19 protein-coding genes and 2 pseudogenes are annotated in these 21,238 nt (G+C 71.7%); 11 read left to right on the top strand and 10 right to left on the bottom strand.

Annotated features, from left to right (window positions below; all coding sequences use genetic code 11):
- Positions 1-88 precede the first annotated feature (88 nt).
- Positions 89-1,222, bottom strand: coding sequence for an MFS transporter (locus ACZ39I_RS38070; protein WP_467249906.1), 1,134 nt, complete (start codon positions 1,220-1,222; stop codon positions 89-91).
- A 16-nt stretch (positions 1,223-1,238) separates the two neighbouring features.
- Positions 1,239-1,601: an ArsR/SmtB family transcription factor gene (locus ACZ39I_RS38065; RefSeq protein WP_467249791.1), complete on the bottom strand. Its 363-nt coding sequence runs from the start codon at positions 1,599-1,601 to the stop codon at positions 1,239-1,241.
- 57 nt (positions 1,602-1,658) lie between these two features.
- Here ACZ39I_RS38065 and ACZ39I_RS38060 point away from each other — a divergent pair, with 57 nt between their 5' ends.
- Genes ACZ39I_RS38060 through ACZ39I_RS38050 form a run of 3 tightly spaced genes read left to right on the top strand, consistent with a single transcriptional unit; the run spans position 1,659 to position 5,712 of the window.
- Complete coding sequence (locus ACZ39I_RS38060) at positions 1,659-3,680, top strand: heavy metal translocating P-type ATPase (RefSeq protein ID WP_467249789.1); 2,022 nt, start codon at positions 1,659-1,661, stop codon at positions 3,678-3,680.
- A gap of 49 nt (positions 3,681-3,729) precedes the next feature.
- A complete protein-coding gene (locus tag ACZ39I_RS38055; protein WP_467249788.1) occupies positions 3,730-5,220 on the top strand; it encodes an AlkA N-terminal domain-containing protein in 1,491 nt (496 codons plus the stop codon).
- Between the two features lie 9 nt (positions 5,221-5,229).
- Positions 5,230-5,712, top strand: coding sequence for a methylated-DNA--[protein]-cysteine S-methyltransferase (locus ACZ39I_RS38050; protein ID WP_467249786.1), 483 nt, complete (start codon positions 5,230-5,232; stop codon positions 5,710-5,712).
- A 6-nt stretch (positions 5,713-5,718) separates the two neighbouring features.
- Here ACZ39I_RS38050 and ACZ39I_RS38045 read toward each other — a convergent pair.
- Positions 5,719-6,017: pseudogene (locus ACZ39I_RS38045) on the bottom strand (GNAT family N-acetyltransferase); the annotation flags it as partial.
- Between the two features lie 128 nt (positions 6,018-6,145).
- Between ACZ39I_RS38045 and ACZ39I_RS38040 the strand changes: the two are divergent.
- The gene (locus ACZ39I_RS38040) at positions 6,146-6,934 is read left to right on the top strand and encodes an FHA domain-containing protein (RefSeq protein ID WP_467249784.1); all 789 of its coding nucleotides are present in this window, start codon (positions 6,146-6,148) and stop codon (positions 6,932-6,934) included.
- Between the two features lie 20 nt (positions 6,935-6,954).
- Positions 6,955-7,341, top strand: a complete 387-nt coding sequence (locus ACZ39I_RS38035; protein ID WP_467249783.1) for a hypothetical protein — start codon at positions 6,955-6,957, stop codon at positions 7,339-7,341.
- 57 nt (positions 7,342-7,398) lie between these two features.
- Here ACZ39I_RS38035 and ACZ39I_RS38030 read toward each other — a convergent pair.
- The 3 genes and pseudogenes from ACZ39I_RS38030 to ACZ39I_RS38020 all read right to left on the bottom strand — a co-directional run bounded on the left by ACZ39I_RS38030 (position 7,399) and on the right by ACZ39I_RS38020 (position 9,843).
- Positions 7,399-8,136 (bottom strand): annotated as a pseudogene (locus tag ACZ39I_RS38030) (SIR2 family NAD-dependent protein deacylase).
- A gap of 92 nt (positions 8,137-8,228) precedes the next feature.
- Positions 8,229-8,723 (bottom strand): NUDIX domain-containing protein, encoded by a 495-nt coding sequence (locus tag ACZ39I_RS38025; protein WP_467249781.1) that lies wholly within the window; start codon positions 8,721-8,723, stop codon positions 8,229-8,231.
- Positions 8,724-8,763: 40 nt separating this feature from the next.
- A complete protein-coding gene (locus tag ACZ39I_RS38020) occupies positions 8,764-9,843 on the bottom strand; it encodes an ADP-ribosylglycohydrolase family protein (protein ID WP_467249779.1) in 1,080 nt (359 codons plus the stop codon).
- Between the two features lie 168 nt (positions 9,844-10,011).
- On the opposite strand from ACZ39I_RS38020, the gene ACZ39I_RS38015 reads away from it, so the two are divergent.
- Positions 10,012-11,130 (top strand): glycerate kinase, encoded by a 1,119-nt coding sequence (locus ACZ39I_RS38015; protein WP_467249904.1) that lies wholly within the window; start codon positions 10,012-10,014, stop codon positions 11,128-11,130.
- 975 nt (positions 11,131-12,105) lie between these two features.
- On the opposite strand, the gene ACZ39I_RS38010 is transcribed toward ACZ39I_RS38015, so the two are convergent.
- A complete protein-coding gene (locus tag ACZ39I_RS38010; protein WP_467249777.1) occupies positions 12,106-13,302 on the bottom strand; it encodes a PucR family transcriptional regulator in 1,197 nt (398 codons plus the stop codon).
- 180 nt (positions 13,303-13,482) lie between these two features.
- On the opposite strand from ACZ39I_RS38010, the gene ACZ39I_RS38005 reads away from it, so the two are divergent.
- The 5 genes from ACZ39I_RS38005 to ACZ39I_RS37985 are packed head-to-tail and all read left to right on the top strand — an operon-like array spanning position 13,483 to position 18,298.
- Positions 13,483-14,277, top strand: coding sequence for an ABC transporter ATP-binding protein (locus tag ACZ39I_RS38005; protein ID WP_467249776.1), 795 nt, complete (start codon positions 13,483-13,485; stop codon positions 14,275-14,277).
- The gene (locus tag ACZ39I_RS38000; RefSeq protein ID WP_467249775.1) at positions 14,265-15,068 is read left to right on the top strand and encodes an ABC transporter ATP-binding protein; all 804 of its coding nucleotides are present in this window, start codon (positions 14,265-14,267) and stop codon (positions 15,066-15,068) included. Before ACZ39I_RS38005 ends, ACZ39I_RS38000 begins: the two co-directional genes overlap by 13 nt.
- Complete coding sequence (locus ACZ39I_RS37995; protein WP_467249773.1) at positions 15,065-15,955, top strand: branched-chain amino acid ABC transporter permease; 891 nt, start codon at positions 15,065-15,067, stop codon at positions 15,953-15,955. Before ACZ39I_RS38000 ends, ACZ39I_RS37995 begins: the two co-directional genes overlap by 4 nt.
- Positions 15,948-17,030: a branched-chain amino acid ABC transporter permease gene (locus tag ACZ39I_RS37990; RefSeq protein ID WP_467249771.1), complete on the top strand. Its 1,083-nt coding sequence runs from the start codon at positions 15,948-15,950 to the stop codon at positions 17,028-17,030. The genes ACZ39I_RS37995 and ACZ39I_RS37990 overlap by 8 nt, the downstream gene beginning before the upstream one ends.
- Positions 17,027-18,298, top strand: coding sequence for an ABC transporter substrate-binding protein (locus tag ACZ39I_RS37985; protein ID WP_467249770.1), 1,272 nt, complete (start codon positions 17,027-17,029; stop codon positions 18,296-18,298). Before ACZ39I_RS37990 ends, ACZ39I_RS37985 begins: the two co-directional genes overlap by 4 nt.
- Positions 18,299-18,355: 57 nt before the next feature.
- Here the strand turns inward: ACZ39I_RS37985 and pssA are convergent, their stop codons facing one another.
- The 3 genes from pssA to ACZ39I_RS37970 all read right to left on the bottom strand — a co-directional run bounded on the left by pssA (position 18,356) and on the right by ACZ39I_RS37970 (position 21,238).
- On the bottom strand, positions 18,356-19,174 hold the full coding sequence (gene pssA, locus ACZ39I_RS37980) for a CDP-diacylglycerol--serine O-phosphatidyltransferase (protein WP_280854046.1): 819 nt from the start codon (positions 19,172-19,174) through the stop codon (positions 18,356-18,358).
- A gap of 22 nt (positions 19,175-19,196) precedes the next feature.
- Entirely contained in the window at positions 19,197-19,853 is a 657-nt protein-coding gene (locus tag ACZ39I_RS37975; RefSeq protein ID WP_393598963.1) for a phosphatidylserine decarboxylase, read from the bottom strand.
- Positions 19,854-20,023: 170 nt separating this feature from the next.
- Positions 20,024-21,238, bottom strand: coding sequence for an acyl-CoA dehydrogenase family protein (locus ACZ39I_RS37970; protein ID WP_467249768.1), 1,215 nt, complete (start codon positions 21,236-21,238; stop codon positions 20,024-20,026).

Here is a 21,238-nt window from a genome sequence, read left to right as displayed (position 1 = left end):
TTGTGCCGGGCCAGGCCGTCGGGCACCTGACGGCCTGGTCGTGGCCGGTCGCGCGGTTCCCCGCGCCCCTTCGGGCGCGGGGATCGTCTCACCGGCGCCTGCGAAGGAGTCCTACGGCCAGCACCGGTCCGCACGCCAGCAGCACCGCCAGTGCCCCGTAGCCATACGTCAGGGTCGCCGCCGCGGCCACGCCCGCGACCAGCAACGGACCACCCGCGTCCCCGAGTTCGCGTCCGAGTTCTGCCGCCCCCATCGTCTGCCCGAGCCGTTCCGGCGGGGTCGAGGCCGCGAGCGCCGCGAAGCCCAGCGGGGTGATCAGCCCCGTGCCCACGCCGATCAGCGCGGCACCCAGCAGCACACCCGCGAGCCCCGGCAGCATCGCGCAGCCCAGACCGGCCGCCGCCAGCAGCAACCCGGCACTGAGCCCACCGCGTACCGTGATCCGACCCGCGTCCAACGCCCGCCCGGCGCGCGGCTGTACGACCGCCGCGCAGGCCGCGAGCACCGACACCGCCGCCCCCGTCGCCACCGTGCCGAGACCCGCCACCGCGCCCGACACGGGCAGGAAGCCCACGCCCACCGAGAGCGCGGCGGTCGCCCCGGCGAGCGCGGCCGTCGGGACCAGGAACACCGGGTCGGCCAGCCGCCGCGCCAGATCGAGGACCGTCTGCCGGGCCCGCGGGAGGGGCGGAACGACGGGTACGGCGATCAGTGCCCACACCGCCACGGCCGCGCCCAGCACCGCCAGCACCGTGAACAGCAGCCGCAGTCCGCCCGCCCACACCAACACCCCGCCGAGCAGCGGGCCCAGGGTGTAGCCGACGGACTTGTAGAAGCCGTAACTCCCGAAAGCCCGCCCCTGTTTGGCGGCCGGGTTCAGCCGGGAGACCAGCGCGGACGCGGCGGGGGAGAAGGCGGAGGCCGCCGCACCCTGCCCCAGCCGCGCGGCCCACAGCCAGCCGGGGCTGTCGGCGAGGGCGTAGAGCGCGGAGGCTACGGCGAAGGCCACCAGTCCGCCGAGGAGCACGGGGCGCGCCCCGATCCGGTCCGCGATCATGCCGAACACCGGTTTGAGCACGACCTCGGCACCGTCGTACAGGGCGAGCAGGCCGCCCAGGACCAGCAGGGAGGTGACCGCGTCGGCCGAGTCCGCGCCGAGGTTCGCGGCGATGCCGTGCGCTCCGAAGGCGGTGGTGAACCCGGCCGCGTACAGCGGCCACATCACGCGCCGGGGCGGCTCACTCGGTGGCGTCACTGAGCCCGAGCCGCAGGTGTTCGACGTGGTACACGGCCTGGTCGAGCAGCTCGGCCACATGGTGGTCGTGCAGTGCGTACACCACCGACCGGCCCCGGCGCTCGCCCACGACCAGGCCCAGATTGCGCAGCAACCGCAACTGGTGCGAGCAGGCCGACTGCTCCATGCCCACCTCGGCGGCCAACTCCGTCGCCGGCAGCGGCCCTTCGCGCAGTCGCGCGAGGATCAGCAGGCGGGAGGGGGTGGAGAGGGCCTGGAGGGTGGTGGCCACCTTGGCCACGTTCGCCGCGTCCAGACGTACGCGCTCGGCGATTTCCTGCGCGGTGGTGACGGCTCCATGACCCATGGGCGGTATCTTACCCACCACTCATGAACAGATGAATGAGTCTTCATGTGTTCCTGTATGGTGGATCGGGTGTCCACGACTCTGACCCCCGTTCGTGCCCCCTCGCCCGCCGCACACCCGGCGCCGAGCCGCCGCACCCGGATGCTCGACCTCCCCGAGGCCCGCTGGGCGCTGGCATCGACCGCCGCGTTCCTGCTCGCGCTCGCACTGGACCTCGGCGGCCTGCCGTGGTGGGCCTACGGCGGGCTGTACGCGCTCGCCTATGTCACCGGCGGCTGGGAACCGGCCCTCGAAGGGCTCAGGGCGCTGCGCGAGAGGATCCTGGACGTCGACCTGCTGATGATCGTCGCCGCCCTCGGCGCAGCCGCGATCGGTCAGGTCCTGGACGGCGCCCTGCTGATCGTCATCTTCGCCACGTCCGGTGCCCTGGAGGCCCTGGCCACCGCCCGCACCGCCGACTCGGTACGCGGCCTGCTCGACCTCGCGCCCACGATGGCGACCCGGGTGACGGACGACGGCGAGGAACCGGTCCCGACGGGCGAACTCACCGCGGGCGACGTCCTGTTGATCCGGCCGGGCGAGCGCATCGGCGCCGACGGCCGGGTCCTGGACGGCGCGAGCGAGGCCGACCAGGCCACCATCACCGGCGAACCCCTTCCGGTCGCCAAGGGCCCCGGCGACGAGGTCTTCGCCGGCACCCTCAACGGCACCGGCACCCTGCGCGTCCGCGTCGAGCGCGACCCCGCCGACTCCGTGATCGCCCGCATCGTCACCCTGGTCGAGGAGGCATCCCGGACCAAGGCGCCGACGCAACTGTTCATCGAGAAGATCGAGCAGCGGTACGCGGTGGGCATCGTCATCGCCACACTCGCCGTGTTCGGGGTGCCGCTGGTGTTCGGGGCCGATCTCACGGACGCGTTGCTGCGCGCGATGACCTTCATGATCGTCGCCTCGCCGTGCGCGGTCGTCCTCGCGACCATGCCGCCCCTGCTGTCCGCCATCGCCAACGCCGGGCGCCACGGAGTCCTGGTGAAGTCGGCGGTCGCGATGGAACGGCTCGGCGAGGTGGACGCCGTGGCCCTCGACAAGACGGGGACGCTGACCGAGGGTTCCCCGGAGGTCTCGGCGGTACGGCCGCTGCCGGGCTCCGGGCTGACTCCGGACGCCCTCCTCGCGCTGGCCGCCGCGGCCGAGTACCCCAGCGAGCATCCGCTGGGGCGGGCGGTGGTGAGGGCGGCGAAGGAGCGGGGGCTGCGGATCGCTGACGCGCGGGACTTCGCAGCCGTACCCGGGAGCGGGGTGACGGCGCTGGTCGAGGGGCGGGTGATCGGGGTCGGGCGGGCGGGTGCCCCGGTGACCGAGATCGTAGATGCCGACGCCGACGAGACCGCGGCCGTGCATGCCGAACCGCCTCGCGCGGCCCTCCCCGGCAGCGAGGACGGCGACACCGTCGTCCTGGTGACCGGCGACGGCGTCCCCCTCGGGACCCTCGCGCTCACCGACCGCCTGCGCCCCCACGCCCCGGCCGCCACCGCCGCGCTCACCGCCCTGACCGGCACCGCCCCCGTCCTCCTCACCGGCGACAACGCGCGGGCCGCCGCCAAGGTCGCCGAGGCCACCGGCCTGGTGGACGTCCGCGCCGAACTGCTGCCCCAGGGCAAGGTGGACGCCGTACGGGAGCTACAGGACGCCGGACGCAAGGTGCTGTTCGTCGGGGACGGCGTCAACGACGCACCCGCGCTCGCCGCCGCCCACTCCGGCATCGCGATGGGCCGCGCGGGCTCCGACCTCGCGCTGGAGACCGCGGACGCGGTCGTGATACGGGACGAGCTGGCGACCGTACCGGCGGTCGTACGACTGTCCCGGACCGCCCGCCGACTGGTCGTCCAGAACCTGGTCATCGCGGGCGCCTTCATCACCGGGCTCGTCCTGTGGGACCTCCTCGGCCACCTCCCGCTGCCCCTCGGGGTCGCCGGGCACGAGGGCTCGACGGTGCTCGTCGGCCTCAACGGACTGCGGCTGCTGCGCGAGTCCGCGTGGCGACCGGGACAGATGCCGTCGCAGGGCACGCGAGGTTGATGTCGGATTCTCGCCAGCCCCGGTGGGGCGGGTGGTCGATGCTGGACGCATGCAGACGGGGATGTACGCCGAAACCGAGCGCTGTGTGCGCGCAGTGCAGTCCAAGGACGCGCGGTTCGACGGATGGTTCTTCACGGCCGTTCTGACGACCCGGATCTACTGCCGGCCGAGCTGCCCGGTCGTCCCGCCCAAGCCCGAGAACATGACCTTCTACCCGAGCGCGGCCGCCTGCCAGCAGGCGGGCTTCCGCGCCTGCAAGCGGTGCCGGCCCGACACCAGCCCGGGCTCCCCGGAGTGGAACCAGCGCGCCGACCTCGTGGCCCGCGCGATGCGGATGATCGCCGACGGCGTGGTCGACCGCGAGGGCGTGCCCGGCCTCGCCGCCCGCCTCGGCTACAGCACCCGGCAGATCGAACGCCAACTGCTCGCCGAACTCGGTGCCGGCCCGCTCGCCCTCGCCCGCGCCCAGCGCGCCCAGACCGCGAGGATCCTCATCGAGACCACCGTGCTGCCGATGGCGGACATCGCCTTCGCGGCCGGCTTCTCCGCGATCCGCACCTTCAACGACACCGTGCGCGAGGTCTTCGCGCTCGCGCCGGGCGAGCTGCGCACACGCGCCGCGAAGAGGACCACGCCGGACACGCCGGACACCCCCGGCTCCCTGTCCCTGCGCCTGCCGTTCCGCACCCCCCTCAACCCCGACAACCTCTTCGGTCACCTCGCGGCCACCGCCGTCCCGGGCGTGGAGGAGTGGCGCGACGGCGCGTACCGGCGCACACTGCGACTGCCGTACGGGCACGGCGTGGTGGCCCTCACGCCCCGCCCCGACCACATCGCCTGCCGGTTGACGCTGAGCGACCTGCGCGACCTGACCGTGGCCATCAGCCGCTGCCGCCGCATGCTCGACCTGGACGCCGACCCGGTCGCGATCGACGACCAGCTGCGCACGGACCCGCTCCTTGCGCCCCTGGTGGACAAGGCGCCCGGCCGACGCGTTCCGCGCACGGTCGACGAGGCGGAGTTCGCGGTACGGGCCGTGCTGGGCCAGCAGGTCTCCACGGCGGCGGCCCGCACCCACGCGGCCCGTCTGGTCACGGCCCACGGTGACCCCGTCGACGACCCCGAGGGCGGCCTGACCCACCTCTTCCCGTCTCCTGAGGCGCTGGCCGCGCTCGACCCCGCCACGCTCGCGATGCCCCGCACCCGCCGGACGACCTTCACCACCCTGGTCGGCCAACTAGCCGACGGATCACTTCAGTTGGGCGTCGAAAGTGACTGGTCGGAGACCCGCGCCCGGCTGCTCTCGCTGCCGGGCTTCGGTCCCTGGACGGTCGATGTCATCGCCATGCGTGCCCTCGGCGACCCGGACGCCTTCCTCCCGACCGACCTCGGAATCCGCCGCGCCGCCCAGGGGTTGGGCCTGCCCTCGACCCCGGCCGCACTGACGGCCCGCGCGGCGGCCTGGCGGCCCTGGCGGGCCTACGCGGTCCAGTACCTGTGGGCGACCGACAGTCACCCGATCAACTTTCTTCCCGTATAAGGACGTTCAGTGAGACACCACACCGTGATCGACAGCCCCTACGGCCCCCTGACCCTCGTCGCCGACGACGGTGTCCTGTGCGGCCTCTACATGACCGACCAACGCCACCGTCCGCCGGAGGAGACCTTCGGCACGCCGGACGACGGGTGGTCCAAGGGGGCCGAGGAACAGCTGAAGGCCTACTTCCAAGGCGAGTTGAAGGAGTTCACCCTGGAAATTCGCCTGCACGGAACGCCGTTCCAGCGCACGGTCTGGGAACAGCTGCGCCGGATCCCGCACGGCGAGGCCCGCACCTACGGCGAACTCGCCGACACCCTCGGCAACCCCAAGGCTTCCCGCGCGGTCGGCCTCGCCAACGGCAGGAACCCGATCGGCATCATCGTCCCCTGCCACCGCGTGGTCGGCGCCGACGGCAGCCTCACGGGCTACGGCGGCGGACTGGAGCGCAAGCAGCGACTGCTGGACTTCGAGAGGGGAGCGGCACTGTTCTGACCGGTACCCGGTGGTTCCCCCCGGACCGGCCGGGTCCGCCGGGCGGGCCGGGGTGAAGCCCGCCTTGGCCAGCAGCCGCTGGGACGCGATGTTCTCGTGGCTGAGGTCCGCGGTGCCGTTCTCGATGTCGACGAGGTTGAACCTGCCGAGAACCGAACCGTCCTCGGCGACGAGCACGTGGAAGGCGCAGAAGCCTGCCTTATCGCCGCGGTCGGAGTCGGACGCGGCGAAAAGGCGCGGTTGACCACCTCGAAGGCCGGCACGGCAGGGGCGTGATCAGCGCGCAGCCGCTTCAGCTCGGGCATCGGTGTTCACCTCGGCACTCCTCGCTTATCGGTGTATTATGGGTGAGGAATGGTGTTTCTGTGCGGGTTATGAATAAACCGCCACGAATACAACGATTCCTTCGTCCAGTCCTCACGGGGGTGGGATTATGGCGAGTTATCCAGATCGCTCCGATCCCCAGCTCACGTTCATTCGTCCATCGCGCCTGTATGGGTCCCCTCTCCGTCTGTCCGCCGCCAAGTCGGTCCTCGGTCGAGATCCCGGCTGCGACATTCGGATAGACGATCCGTATGTGAGCGGCAGGCACGCAATCCTGAGCCGTTCGGGAGCGGACGTGGTCCTGGAAGACCTCGGTTCCGCCAACGGCACTTCGGTGAACGATCGTCCTCTCGCCGCACCGCAGGCGCTGCATGACGGTGATGTGCTCACCTTGGGGAGTGTGAGCATCCGCTACGAATGGCCCGGCAGGGCTCCGCAAGAGCGTGAAACCGCACAGGGCACCGTCCTGATGCCGGAAGTGAACAGTGCCCCGCGCTTCGACATGCGTGACCAGTACGGCGCCAACATCAACAACGTGGGTGGGCACCAGTATGTCGATCAAAGGCAAGAGAGCTTTTTCCGGCAGATCGCGGCAGCTCGCACGAGAGCACGAAGAATCATTCTGTTCGGCTTCGTACTCTTCTTGATCGGCTTCGCTGTCTTCGCCTATGGAATTCTGCGGTTCATGGGTCATATCGGGGACCCCGTGTCCGAGGATCCCAATGAATGGCCCGACCCGGGAGATATGTTCGGCACCGAGATCGGTGGCTTTCCGGTGTTCCTCCTCGGCTGGGCAGCCGCCGGCGTCGGCACGGTCCTGATGACGGCCGGGCTGGTGATGCACGTCATCGCCGCATCCCGTCAACGCTCGTTCGACGCGGCCGTGCGCCGCCAGTGACTCATGCGAGGGGACATCCAGTGAGCTTCAATATCGGCAGCCAACAGGGCAACATCAACAACGTCGCCGGCGACCAGACCATTCACGGTGGCCAGCACGGACAATTCGCGATGACCACGGATCCGCGTGCCATGCTCGGTCTGCTGCATTCGGAGCTCGACCGCCTGGCCCTCCCGCCCGATGTCGCGAGCCAGGTGAACGCCGAAGTCGCGTCCCTGGATGCCGAACTCGCCTCCCCTGCTCCTGATCGCACCACCATGGCCCAGCGTCTGGTACAGATCACCAGACTGGTGACCGCTGCGGGTGCAGCCGTCACCGCCGGCGGGACCCTCGCCGGAGCCCTGTCCTCCCTCGCGGCCTGGCTGGGGCCGGTCGGTGACTCCGTCCTCCACGCCATCGGGCTGTAACTCCCGACACGGGTCGCGAGATCTGCCCGCAGCTTGCCGCCGGTCCAACGGCATCGGTCACAGCTCCGCGGACGACCTGATCCTGTGCATGAGTTCGGGCAGCGCCGTGCCGATCGGCTCCCGGATCACCTCGTCGGCGCGGTCGTCGTACGGAGTCGGCTCGGCGTTGACGATGACGAGCCGGGCGCCGTGGTCGGCGGCGACACCCGCGAGGCCCGCGGCCGGCTGGACCTGGAGGGTGGTGCCGACGGCGATGAAGATCTGGCAGGCCTTGGTGATGGCGACGGCCTCGCCCATGACGACGGGGTCGAGACGCTCGCCGAACATCACGGTTGCCGACTTGAGGATGCCGCCGCAGGTCAGGCATGGCGGGTCCGCCTCGCCTGCCTCGACCCGGGCGAGCGCGTCCTCCATCGGACCGCGGGCGTGGGCACTTCGTACAGACCACCTGGCGAGCCGTGCCGTGCAGTGCGAGGACCTTGCGGGCGGGCATCCCGGCGAGCTGGTGCAGTCCGTCCACGTTCTGCGTGATCACCCGCACCGGCACCCCGGACTTCCCAGCTCGGCCACCGCCACGTGCGCCGCGTTGGGCTCGGCGTTCAGCGCGCGGTTCGACCGCCGCATCTGCCACGAGCGGCGGCGGATCTCCGCATCACCCATGTAGTAGTCGTACGTCACCAGCTTCTCGGCCTCGGGATCCTTGCGCCACAGCCCGTTCGGGCCGCGGTAGTCGGGGATCCCGGAGTCGGTGGAGATACCGGCGCCGCTGAGAAGCGCGACGAGGGGCTTGGCCATGGTTTCGAGGGTAGGGCGGGTGATCCGGGTGCGGCGAGTGGATTTCCCACCGCCGGGGCGCGAGCCGTCAGGAGCACCGACAGCGCGCGGGATCAGCCCACCCGGTGGCCGTTCTCCAACTCCACGGTGCCCGAGCCGTCCGCCAGGACGTCCAGCGCGGCCACGACGCGGCGGCCCAGGGCCCCCGGCAGATGGTCGGCGAGCTCCTCGCGCGGCACGAGGCGCCAGGACAGCAGCTCTTCCTCCTGGAGCCGGATCGCCTTGAGGTCGTCGTCGCCGAGGACACCGCCGTCGTAAAGGTAGGCGACCAGCGGGGGGCGGGCCGTCCCGTGCACCCAGTCCACCGCCAGCAGCCGCCCGAGCTCGCGGTCCAGGCCGATCTCCTCCAGCGTCTCGCGACGCGCGCCCTGCCGCGGGGTCTCACCCTCGTCGGACTCGATCGTGCCGCCCGGAAGCGCCCAGCCCTCACGGTAGTTGGGCTCGACGAGCAGGACCCGGCTCGAGGCGTCACGGAAGAGAGCGGCGGCACCGGCGAGGATCCGGGGAAGACCGGCGATGTACGTGGCGAAGTCAGGAGTGGTGGTCATCCTCGAAGGGTAACGAGCATCGGCGGCCGCCCTCGCCCGCTCAGCGGGTGGCCTCCACCCCCGCCAAGCGCACCGTCCGCTCGGCCAGTTCGGTGATGTGGACCCCGTCGAAACCGAACACCGCGCTGCGCACCCGGTCCTCCAGCGGCTCCTTCCACTGGTCCGGGATCGCGTCCGCCCCGGAGAGCACCCCGGCCACCGAGCCCGCGGTGGCGCCGTTGGAGTCGGTGTCCAGGCCGCCCCGGACGGTGAGCGTGATGGTGCGGGTGAAGTCGCCGTCGCCGTAGAGCAGCCCGGCGGTCAGGACGGCCACGTTCGGGACGCTGTGGATCCAGCCGAGCCCGGCGGTCTCCTCCGAGACCGTGGTCAGCGTGTCCTCCCAGCTCATCCGGGTGTCGTGCAGGGACGCCACCCGGCGTACCGTGCGGGCGAGGCGACTGCTCGGGGGGATCACCGCGAGCGCCTGGTCCACCGCCTGCCGCACGGTCTCCACGGTGAACGCCGCCGAGATCAGCGCCGCCGCCCACATCGCCCCGTACACGCCGTTCCCGGTGTGCGACAGCACCGCGTCCCGGCGGGCCAGGGAGGCGGCGCGCTGCGGGGCGCCGGGGCAGGTCCAGCCGTAGATGTCGGCGCGGATGAGCGCCCCGATCCACTCCTGACAGGGGTTGTCGTACGTCGCCGTCAGCGGCGGTTTCAGCCCGTTGGCGAGGTTGCGGTAGGCGGCCCGCTCCGCGGTGAACGTCTGCAGATACGGCAGCCTCAGCAGCCACAGGTCACCCACCTGCTCGGTGCTGAAGGCGAAGCCGTGGGTCTCCAGGAGGTCGAGGCCCAGGATGGCGTAGTCGACGTCGTCGTCGCGGCAGCTGCCGTGGATGCGGCCGCGCACGCACTCGCGCCACTCGGGCCGCAGCTCGAAACCGTCGCTCTCGCCGACGGGCTCGGGAAGGTAGTCGGTCAGGGGCAGCGCGGCGGCCTGGCGCAGATAGCGGTCGATCCGGTCCCGCGTCCACAGGTCGCCCTGCTCGACCGGCTTGCCGAGCATGTTGCCCGCGATCCGGCCGAGCCAGCCTCCGAGGATGCGGTCGGCGAGTTCCGGCTCAGTGCCCACAAGGGTCATAGCACCGGTTTACCCCATTCCGGCGCACCGCACAGACGGTTCGCAGGGCCTTCTCAGCCTCTGGGCCGCGCATGACGCCGGGGGGCGTCTCCGGTTAAGGTCGCAGCGGCGCGACTGGCCTTGACGTGCGCGAGGCCCGGAGAGCAAGGGGAAGACGTGACACAGCGCGTGCTCATCGCCGCGGACAAGTTCAAGGGCTCGCTCACGGCCGTACAGGTCGCCGAGCGGGTGACGGCCGGGCTGCGCCGGGTCGTGCCGGACCTGGAGGTGGAGTCGCTGCCCGTCGCCGACGGCGGTGACGGCACCGTCGCCGCGGCCGTCGCGGCCGGTTTCGAGCGCCGGGAAGTGGCGGTCGCGGGGCCCCTGGGCCAGGAGATCACGGCCGCGTTCGCGGTACGCGCGGACACCGCCGTGGTGGAGATGGCCGAGGCCAGCGGGCTCCAGCGGCTGCCCGCGGGCGTCTTCGCCCCGCTCACGGCGTCCACGTACGGCTCCGGAGAGCTCCTGCGCGCGGCGCTGGACGCCGGTGCCCGCACCATCGTGTTCGGCGTCGGCGGCAGCGCCACCACCGACGGCGGCGCCGGCATGCTCTCCGCGCTCGGCGCGCGTTTCCTGGACGCCGACGGCGAGCCCGTGGCCCCCGGCGGCGAAGGCCTCGCCGACCTCGCCTCGGCCGACCTCTCGGGCCTGGACCCGCGGCTCGCAGCCGTCGAGTTCATCCTGGCCAGCGATGTCGACAACCCGCTGACCGGCCCCAAGGGCGCCCCGGCGGTCTACGGCCCGCAGAAGGGTGCCTCCCCGGACGACGTGGAGGCCCTGGACGGCGCCCTCGCCCACTACGCGAAGGTGCTGGAGGAGACCGTCGGTGCGAAGGCCGCAGAGTACGCCGCCGCACCGGGGGCGGGCGCGGCCGGCGGCATCGGCTACGGCGCCCTCCTCGTCGGCGCCGCGTTCCGGCCCGGCATCGAGGTCATGCTCGACGTCCTCGGCTTCGCGCCCGCGCTGGAGTGGGCGGACCTGGTGATCACCGGCGAGGGCTCCCTCGACGAGCAGACCCTGCACGGCAAGGCCCCGGCGGGCGTCGCCGCGGCCGCCCGCGCGAAGGACAAGGAGGTCGTCGCCGTCTGCGGCCGCCTCGCCCTGCCCCCGGAGGCCCTCGGCCGGGCGGGCATCCGCCGCGCCTACCCACTCACCGACGCCGAGCCCGACATCCAGAAGTGCATCACCGAGGCGGGCCCGATCCTGGAGGACGTGGCGGAGCAGATCGGCCGCGACTTCCTGATCTGAACGCGTGCACGATCCTCGGGGCGAGCCGTTGCCCGGGCCGAGCGGACAGCTGCGCTGAGCCGGCGGCCGACCCGAGCTGCCGGCCCGGTCGGGTTGTTGGCGGCGTTGCTCTCCTGACGGGGCCGAGCCGCTGCCTGGAGTCGAGCCGGTGCCGGGGCTGCCCCGTGGTCGGGGCCCCCGGGTCGCTGCTTGGTGCCGAGTCGATGCGGGGGCTGTGCCGCCGTCCGGTCCGGTCCGGGCCGGGTGTTCAGGCGCGGGCGCCTTCCGGGCTGGGCCGCTGCCTGGAGGCGAGCGGTGCCGGGGCTGGCCCGTGGTCCGGGCCGGGGCGGGTGTTCATGCGCGGGCGCCGTTCGGGCCGAGCCGCTGCGCGGAGCCGAGCCGGTGCCAAAGCTGAGCCGTCGTCTGGGGCCTTCATGCGCGGGCGCCGTCCGGGCCGAGCCGCTGCCTGGAGGCGAGCGGTACCGGGGCTGGCCCGTGATCCCGGCCGAGTTGCTGCTTGGACCCGAGCCGGTGTGGGGGCTGTGCTGGGTCGGGCCGGGCCGGGTGTTCATGCGCGGGCGCTGTCCGGGCCGAGCCGCTGCCTGGAGGCGAGCGGTGTCGGGGGCTGACCTGTGGTCCGGGCGGAGTCGCTGCTGGGAGCCGAGCTGAGCCGGTGTCAAAGCTGAGCTGCCGTCTCGGCCGGACCGGATGTTCAGACGCAGCGGCCATCCACGCCGAGCCGCACCCCGGAAGCCAGCCGGTGCCCGAGCTGAGCCGCCGTCCAGGCCCAGCCGCCCGTCCAAGCCGAGCGGCGCGTTCACGCCCAGGCACGCCCCCGCGCCAGGCACGCCCCCGCGCCGAGCCGCGCGTTCAGGCCCAGGCACGCCCCCGCGCCCAGACACACCCCCGCGCCCAGTCACGCACTCACGCCCCGCGCCCAGCAGCGCCCCCCGCAGACCCACCGGACCCACCCGCCCGCCCCCCAGCGCCCCACATTCACCCCCGCACCCCCGACAACCGATACGCGTCCAATGCCAGTGTCAGCTCGATCAGGTCCCGGGGGCGGGCCAGGGAGCGGGACGTGAGTTGTTCCAGGCGGCGCAGGCGGTTGAAGACCGTGTTGCGGTGGCAGTACAACCGTCCCGCGGCCCGGCCCGCCGAACCCTCGCAGACCAGCCACACGTCGAGGGTCTCCAGGAGTACGGCCCGGTCGGCGGGCTCCAGCTCCAGGAGGGTGCCGAACACGTCCTTCACCAGCCGGTCGGCCAGCTCCGGCTGGCTCACCACCAGCGCAGTCGGCATCCGCTGATCGAGGCGTACGACCGCGGTGGCGTCCGGCGGACACGTGCGCAGCGCCAGCTCGGCGAGCCGCCGGGCCCGGCCCAGCTCGGCCAGCCCCGGCACCACCGGACTGATCCCGCCCGGCCCCGAACAGCGCCCCTCCAGCGCACGCGCCACCCCGTCCAGGCCCTGCCCGGGCGCGAGCGCCACCACCGCCACCTCGCCGTCCGCCCGCATCCGCCAGATGAACCGGAACCCGGCCCCCCGCACCGGCCGCTCGGCCGCCTCCCGCCGCTCGGCCCGCAGCACCACCACCGCGTACCGCCCGTGCTCCGGCAGATCGAGCCCCGCCGCCGCCCGCGCCGCGAGCCCGGGAGTCGCCTGGCCCTCCAGCAGGGCGTCGAGGAGCGCCTGGAGCTGTTCGTCGGTACGCCGTCTGAGCTCCGCCTCGGTGGCCCGGTACGCCTCCGACGCCGCCTGCGCCTGCGCGTCCACCGCCGACCACACCATCGTCGTCGACCGCATCAGCGCCGCGAGCCGCTCCGGCTCCCGCCCGGCCGTCCCCTCCACGAGCGCGTCCCACACCAGATAGCCGGCGTTCCGGTAGGCGTGCACCAGGAGGTCCAGCGGCAGCCCCTGGTGGGCCCGGCGCCGGCCCGCGTCCTCGGCGTACTCCAGGTCGCGCCGCGGTGAGTCCCGGGGCGCGGAGATCGTCTCGATGCCGATGCGTATCGCCTCCTCCGCCTCCCGCCACTGCTGGTCGTACGCCAGCACCTGCCCGTAGAGGGGGGAGTGGTCGGTGAGTTGTCGCAGGTGCTCGTCGACCAGCTCCGGCACCCGATCCAGCAGCGCCGTGCAGGACTCCGCGAGCAGCTTCCAGTCATGACCGGTCCGCGGCCGTCGCCCTCCCATGCCCGGAGGATGCCACCCGGACCCGCCCGCGCACAGGCCCCTGACACGCGGTGTTGTGCGCGCGCACAACGGCGGCACCGGCCCGCTGGGCACCCGCAGCGATTGTTCCGCGGGCCGTGGACGCACGCCCGCGCCGGTGCTGGGGTGAGCGCCACACCGAGTCGGACAAGGGGGGAGTCCATGACCGGAGCCGGACTGGTCGTCCGAGACCTGTCGGTCGGATACGGCCCCGTGCGCGCCCTGCGCCGGGTGTCCCTGGAAATACCCGCGGGCGCCGTGGTGACGGTGCTCGGCGGCAACGGCGCGGGCAAGTCCACACTGCTGCGCGCGATCAGCCGGACCCTCGCCTTCCACGGCGGCGCGGTCACCGAGGGCACGGTCACCCTGGACGGCCGCCGTCTCGACGGGCTGAGCCCGGACCGGGTGGTCGCCGCCGGCGTCTGCCAGGTACCCGAGGGGCGACGGGTGTTCGCCCGCATGACGGTCGCCGACAATTTGCGCGCGGGCGCCCTGGGCGGCACCCGTCAGGGACGGTCCGCGGCCCTCGCCCGCGTCCACGAACTGTTCCCGGTACTCGCCGAACGCGCCGCGCAGCGCGCCGGACTCCTCTCCGGCGGCGAACAGCAGATGCTCGCCGTCGCCCGCGCCCTGATGGCCGCCCCGCGCGTGCTGCTGCTCGACGAGCCCTCCCTCGGCCTCGCCCCGCTCATGGCCCGGCGGATCGCCGACACCGTCCGTGAGATCAACACCCAGGGCACCTCGGTCCTCCTCGTCGAGCAGAACGCGGCCCTCGCCCTGGGGCTCGCCACACACGCGTACGTCCTCGAAGTCGGCGAGGTCACCCTGTCGGGCCCGGCCGCCGAACTGTCCGCCTCCGACGAGGTCCGCCGCCGCTACCTGGGCGTGGTCGACGAGGACGCGGCCGCCGACGCGGACCGGGCGACGGGCCGGACCCTCACACGATGGAAGGGGTGACGGCGATGGAATCCCCGCAGATCCAGGGGGATGCTCTGGAGGTCCGGGGCCTGACCGTCCGCTTCGCCGGACTCACCGCCCTCGACGATGTCGGCTTCACCGTCCGCCCCGGCACCGTCCACGCCCTCATCGGCCCCAACGGCGCCGGAAAGTCCACCTGCTTCAACGTCCTGTCCGGTGTCCACCGGGCCACCGCCGGCAGCGTCCGCTTCGGCGCGCACGAGTTGACCGGCATGCCCGCGCACCGCATCGCCGCCCTCGGCGTCGCCCGCATCTTCCAGAACCTCGCGCTGCCGCCCCGCGCCTCGGTCGAGGACTGCCTCTTCCTCGGCCGGCACCGGCTCACCCGGACCGGCTTCCTCGCCGCGGGACTCCGGCTGCCGTCGGCGGCCCGCGAGGAACGGCTGCACCGCGAACGCGTCCGGGAGATCGCCGAGTTCGTCGGCATCGCGGACTGTCTGGCACAGCCGGCGGGCTCCCTGCCGTACGGGCGGCAGAAGCTCGCCGAACTCGCCCGCGCGCTCTGCATGGAACCGCGCCTGCTGCTCCTGGACGAGCCGGTCGCGGGCATGACCGCCGACGAGCGGCGCCGGACGGCCGCCGTGATCGCGGGGGTTCGCGACTCCCTCGGCATCTCGATCGTGCTGGTGGAACACGACATGGGGGTGGTGATGCGGCTCGCGGACGCGGTGACCGTACTGGACTTCGGGCGCCGGATCGCCGACGGCGCCCCCGCCGACGTACAGAACGATCCGGCCGTCGTACAGGCCTACTTGGGGGCCGCGTCATGAGCACCTTCGCCGAGATTCTGCTGAACGGCCTCTCCTTGGGGTCGGTGTACGCGCTCATCGCACTCGGCTTCGTGGTGATCTTCCGGGCCACCGAGGTCGTCAACTTCGCCCACGCGTCCCTGCTGCTGGCGGGCGGATACGTCACCGCGGTCCTCCACGACGACCTGGGCTTCTGGCCCGCGCTGCTCGTCGGGATCGCGGGTGCCGCGCTGGTCGGGGCCGCCGTGGAGTTCCTGGTGATGCGGCGCTACCGGGGCGGCGACCACAGCGTCCTGGCCATCGTCACCATCGGCGTGGACATCCTGCTCACCACCGAACTGACCCGCCGTATCGGCACGGACGTCCTGACGCTCGGCGACCCGTGGGGCGACGCGGTGCTGAGGCTCGGGCCGGTCTCCCTGGCCCACACCCGGATCGCCGCGTTCGTGGCCGCCGCGCTGCTCATCACCGCTTTCCTGCTGGCCTTCCGCCACACCTCGTGGGGAGTCGCGATGCGGGCGGCGGCGGAGAGCCCGGAGACGGCCGCGCTGATGGGGGTGCGGCTGGGACGGGTGTCGCTGGGCGCCTGGGCGGTGGCGGGCGGACTCGCCGCCGTGGCCGCCCTGTTCCTCACCGTGTTCCCGACGCCGGGTCTGGAGCGGGCGACCTCGCTGGCCGCGCTCAAGGCGTTCCCGGCCGCCATCCTCGGCGGCCTCGACTCCACGACGGGCGCGCTGGTGGGTGGCCTGTTGGTCGGCGTCACGGAGTCCCTCGCGACCGGCTACCAGAGCGATCTGACCTTCCTGGGCCGCGGGCTGGGGGACCTCGCCCCCTACCTCGTGATGGTCGCGATCCTGCTCGTGCGGCCCGCCGGGCTGTTCGGCACGAAGGAGCTCGCCCGTGTCTGAAGCCCTGGCGAGACCGCTCAGGCTCCTGAGCACGCGGACGTACGTCTGGACCGCGGCAGCCGTCCTTCTCCTGGCCCTGCCCTTCTACCTGGACCGCTTCTGGCTCCAGGCGGGCCTGTTCGCGATGGCCGCCGCGTTCGGCGCGATCGGCATCAACCTCCTCACCGGCGCGACCGGCCAGCTCTCCATGGGGCACTCCTTCTTCCTCGCCGTCGGTGCCTACGGCTACTGCGTGTTCGCGGCGGACGGCGGTGACGGGCTGACCGGACTCGGGCTGCCGACCTGGCTCGCGGCCGTGCTCGCGGTCGGGGTCACGGGCGTCGCGGGCGGACTGTTCAGCCCCATCTCCGGGCGGCTCAGCGGCGCCTACCTGGGCATCGCCACGCTCGCGCTCGTCTTCATCGGCCAGCACGTCATGTTCAACGCCCACGACCTGACCGGCGGCGCCAGCGGCCGTGACGTCCCGCCCCTGAGCCTGTTCGGCCTCACCTTCGACGACCGTGAACTCCTCGTCGCCGCCGTGCCGTTCGGGTCGGCCGAGAAGCTCTGGTACGCGGGTCTGGTCCTGCTGGCGGCAGGCGCCCTGTTCGCGCGGGGCGTGCTGCGCGGCCGACCGGGCCGGGCCATGAACGCGATCCGCGACCACCGCATCGCCGCCGGTGTGCTCGGCGTGCCGGTCGCCCGGCAGCGGGCCGCGGTCTTCGTGCTGTCGTCGATGTACGCGGGCCTCGCGGGCGTACTGCTCGCGCTGGTCTTCCAGCGGACGGTGCCCGACTACTTCGGCATCACCCTCTCGCTCGAATACCTCGCGATGATCGTCATCGGCGGGCTCGGTTCGGTCTCCGGGGCGGTCGCCGGGGCCGTGTTCGTGTCCCTGCTGCCACAGCTGCTGACCCGCTACAGCGACGCGCTGCCGCTGGTCTCCGCCCCCGGCACGGGCGGCATCGCACCGGGCGAGGCATCCCGGTACCTCTACGGCGCCGCCGTCGTGCTGGTGGTGCTGTTCCTGCCCGGCGGCCTGACCGGGACGGCCGTACGGCGTCGAGTCACCACCCATCCAGGGGAGAAACGATGATCAGGACATACGGCGCCAGGGCCGCCGCGGGCGCGCTCGCCGCGCTGCTGGTGCTGGCCGGATGCAGCTCCAAGGCCAAGGACTCCGACAGCGGGGACGGTGACAAGGCGGCCGCGGGCGGGGTGAAGACCGGCAAGGGCGTCTCCGGGAAGACGATCACGCTGGGCGCGCTCACCGACATGACCGGCGTCTACGCGACTCTCGGTAAGAGCGTCACCCAGGCCCAGCAGCTGTACGTGAAGCAGCTGAACGCCGCCGGAGGCGTCTGCGGCTACAACGTGGCCCTCTCGGTCCGCGACCACGGTTACGACCCGCAGAAGGCCGTCTCCGGCTACACCGAGCTGGAACCGAAGGTGCTGGGCTTCACCCAGTTCATCGGCTCGCCCTTCGTCGCCGCGGTCAAGCAGCGCATCGACGGCCAGGACAAGGGGCTGGTGCTCCCGCAGGCATGGTCGGCCGCGCTGCTCGGCAGCCCGTACATCCGGGTCATCGGATCCACCTACGACATCGAGACCATCAACGCGGTCGACTTCCTGATCAAGGAGAAGGGACTGAAGAAGGGCGACAGGATCGGCCACGTCTACTTCGAGGGCGACTACGGCGAGAGCGCGCTGGCCGGCTCGAAACACATCGCGAAGCAGGCCGGGCTGACCGTCGTCGAGCAGAAGATCAAGCCCACCGACAACGACATGACCGCCCAGGTCACCGCCCTCAAGCAGGCCGGCGTCAAGGCGATCGTGCTCAGCGCGGGCCCGCGCCAGGCGGCCTCGCTGGTCGGGGTGGCGGCGGCGAGCGGCTTCGCCGTACCGGTCATCGGCAACAACTCCGCCTTCGCACCGCAGCTCCTCGCCACCCAGGCGGGCCCGGCCCTGACGAAGAACTACTACGTGGCCTCGCCCTCGCTCCCCATCGGCGCTGACACCCCGCAGGCGAAGAAGCTGGTCGCCGACTACCGGGCCGCCTATCCGGACGCCTCGCTGGACAACGGCATCGTCGCCGGCTGGACCGCCGCGTCGGCCTTCGGCGAGGCGCTGAAGAAGGCCTGCTCCAACAAGGACCTCAGCAGGGAGGGGGTGGACAAGGCCCTGTTGTCGATCGACTCCTACGACATCGGCTTCGGCGTCAGTCAGGACTTCACCGACCCCGCGTCCCCGTCCTCCCGCGAGAGCGTGATCCTCCAGCCGGACAAGAGCGTCACGGGCGGCATGAAGGTCGTACGGGAGGCGGGGGCTTCGGAGGTGGCCAGGACGTACAACCCGGGAGCCTGAGAACGGCTGAGGGGCTCGAACCGGCGTCGGTTCGAGCCCCTCACGCATCAACAACCGCTACGGCAGCTGCGCCGCCCGCGCCTCGCGCCGGTTGCCCCGGAAGTTGTTCACCCGGCGTGCCGTGGCGAACAAGGGGATCACGGCGCCCATGACGAGCTGCAGGGCGCAGCCGGTCTGGAGCAGGAGCTGGCCGCTGGGAGCGCCGAAGGCCCAGGCCGCGAGCAGCCCCATCGCCAGCACGATCCAGGAGAGCATCGCCACCGCGAGCCGCCCCCGCGGCTTCGGGTACTCCACCCGGCTCACCATCAGCCACGCGGTGCCCAGGATCGCCAGGAGCGTCGCCACGAAGGGCAGCTCCAGCAGCACGATCGCGACCACCGTGAGCGCGCCGAACGGGGACGGCATGCCCTGGAACATGCCGTTCGCCACGGTCACACAGGAGAATCTGGCCAGCCGGAGGACCACCGCAAGCAGCACCACCACGGCACCCACCGCCGCCACCCGCTGCGAGGCGTCGTCGGCGACCATGCCGTAGACGAGCACGAAGTACGCCGGCGCGAGGCCGAAGCTGATCAGGTCCGAGAGGTTGTCCAGCTCGGCGCCCATCGGCGAGGAGCGCAGCTTGCGCGCCACCAGGCCGTCGAAGAGGTCGAAGACCGCCGCGCACAGCATCAGGATGACCGCCGTGGCCGCGCTGTTGCGCGCCATGCCGGATTCCTGGCTGTCGGTCAGGTGCGGGATCAGGATGCCGGTGGTGGTGAAGTACACCGCCATGAAGCCGCACGTGGCGTTGCCGAGGGTGAGGGTGTCCGCTATCGACAGGCGGAGAGAAAGAGGCATCTCCTCGTCGTCGTCGACCTCGTCGGCCTCGGGCACCCAGCCCGCCTGGGTCTCAGGATCAATCACGGTCAATGCGAGTCACCCCAGCCACCGTCTTCTGCCCGACCTCGACCGCGACCTCCACGCCCTCGGGCAGGTAGATGTCGACGCGCGAGCCGAACCGGATCAGACCGATGCGGTCACCCTGCTCGACCTTCGTGCCCTGCGGGATGTAGGGGACGATGCGACGGGCCACCGCGCCGGCGATCTGGATCATCTCGATGTCACCGAGTTCGGTGTCGAAGTGCCAGACGACGCGCTCGTTGTTCTCGCTCTCCTTGTTGAACGCCGGAACGAACCCACCGGGGATGTGCTCGACCGACGTCACCGTGCCGGAGAGCGGCGCGCGGTTGACGTGGACGTTGAGCGGGCTCATGAAGATCGCGACGCGGGTGCGACCGTCCTTCCACGGCATGATGCTCTGCACCACACCGTCGGCGGGCGAGATGACCCGGCCCGGGGCGATCTCGCGCTCGGGGTCGCGGAAGAACCACAGCATGCCCGCCGCCAGCGCGGTGGCGGGCACGGCGACGGCCTTGGCGGCGCCGGACTTGCGCGCGCGTACCAGGCTCAGTGCTGCGGTGGCGACGGTCGGCAGGAGCCACGGCGATGCTCCGCGCGCGAGGCGTACGCCTGCCCGGCTGTCGCGAGGTGCAGAGGTTTGGCTGTGGGGCATGGATGACCTTCGTAGCGGATGATGCCGCGCACTAGACGGGGGACGGCGGCTTACCGGGATCGTACCGGTCGCGGGCCACAACTGGGCAAGCCAGGAAGCCGAGTCGGCGGCTGAACCGTCCTGACGGGGTGTGATCTTCTTCTCCAAGAAAACACCCCGTATCCGGACATCTAGCCCTGGAACCGATACTCTTCGAGCAGCCTGCGACCGATGATCATTTTCTGGATCTCGGCGGTACCTTCACCGATCAGCAGCATCGGAGCCTCACGGTAGAGGCGCTCGATCTCGTACTCCTTGGAGAAGCCGTAGCCGCCGTGGATCCGGAAGGCGTCTTCGACGACCTCCTTGCAGTATTCGGAGGCGAGGTACTTCGCCATCCCTGCCTCGAGGTCGTTTCGCTCCCCGGAGTCCTTTTTGCGTGCCGCGTTGACCATCATCGCATGCGCGGCCTCGACCTTGGTAGCCATCTCGGCCAGCTTGAACTGAATCGCCTGGTGCTGAGCGATCGGCTTGCCGAAAGTGTGACGCTGCTGGGCGTACGAGACGCCCAGCTCGAAGGCACGCTGAGCGACACCGCAGCCACGCGCCGCCACATTCACGCGGCCGACTTCCACGCCGTCCATCATTTGGTAAAAACCTCGGCCGGTGACCCCGCCGAGCACCCGATCGGCCGGAAGCCGCAGGCCATCCATGATCAGCTCGGTGGTGTCGACGCCCTTGTAGCCCATCTTGTCGATCTTCCCGGGGATGGTGAGGCCGGGGCGGACCTCTCCGAAGCCGGGTTCCTTCTCGATCAGGAAGGTCGTCATCGACTTGTGCGGTTTGGCGGCCGTCTCTTCGGGGGAGTGTCCTTCGTCACTTCGGACGAGAACGGCGACCAAAGTTGACGTTCCGCCATTCGTGAGCCACATCTTCTGGCCGTTCAGGACGTATTCGTCGCCGTCTCTGACCGCCTTGGAGGTGATGGCGGACACGTCGGAACCGAGGCCCGGCTCGGACATCGAGAAGGCGCCCCGCACGTCGCCGGCCGCCATCCGCGGCAGGAAGTGGTCCTTCTGCTCCTGCGTGCCGTGCTGCTTGAGCATGTACGCCACGATGAAGTGGGTGTTGATGATGCCGGACACCGACATCCAGCCGCGGGCGATCTCCTCCACGCACAGCGCGTACGTCAGGAGGGACTCGCCCAGACCGCCGTACTCCTCGGGGATCATCAGGCCGAACAGGCCCAACTCCTTGAGCCCGTCGACGATCTGCTGCGGGTACTCGTCGCGGTGCTCCAGCTCGGTCGCGACCGGGATGATCTCCTTGTCCACGAAGTCCCGGACGGTGGACAGGATCTCCTGCTGGATGTCCGTGAGGCCGTGGGTCTGGGCGAGGCGTGCCAT

This window comes from Streptomyces sp. NPDC024687, assembly GCF_055559055.1.
The sequence above is the reverse complement of the archived record's forward strand: the minus strand, read 5'-3'. Positions and strand labels throughout refer to the sequence as shown.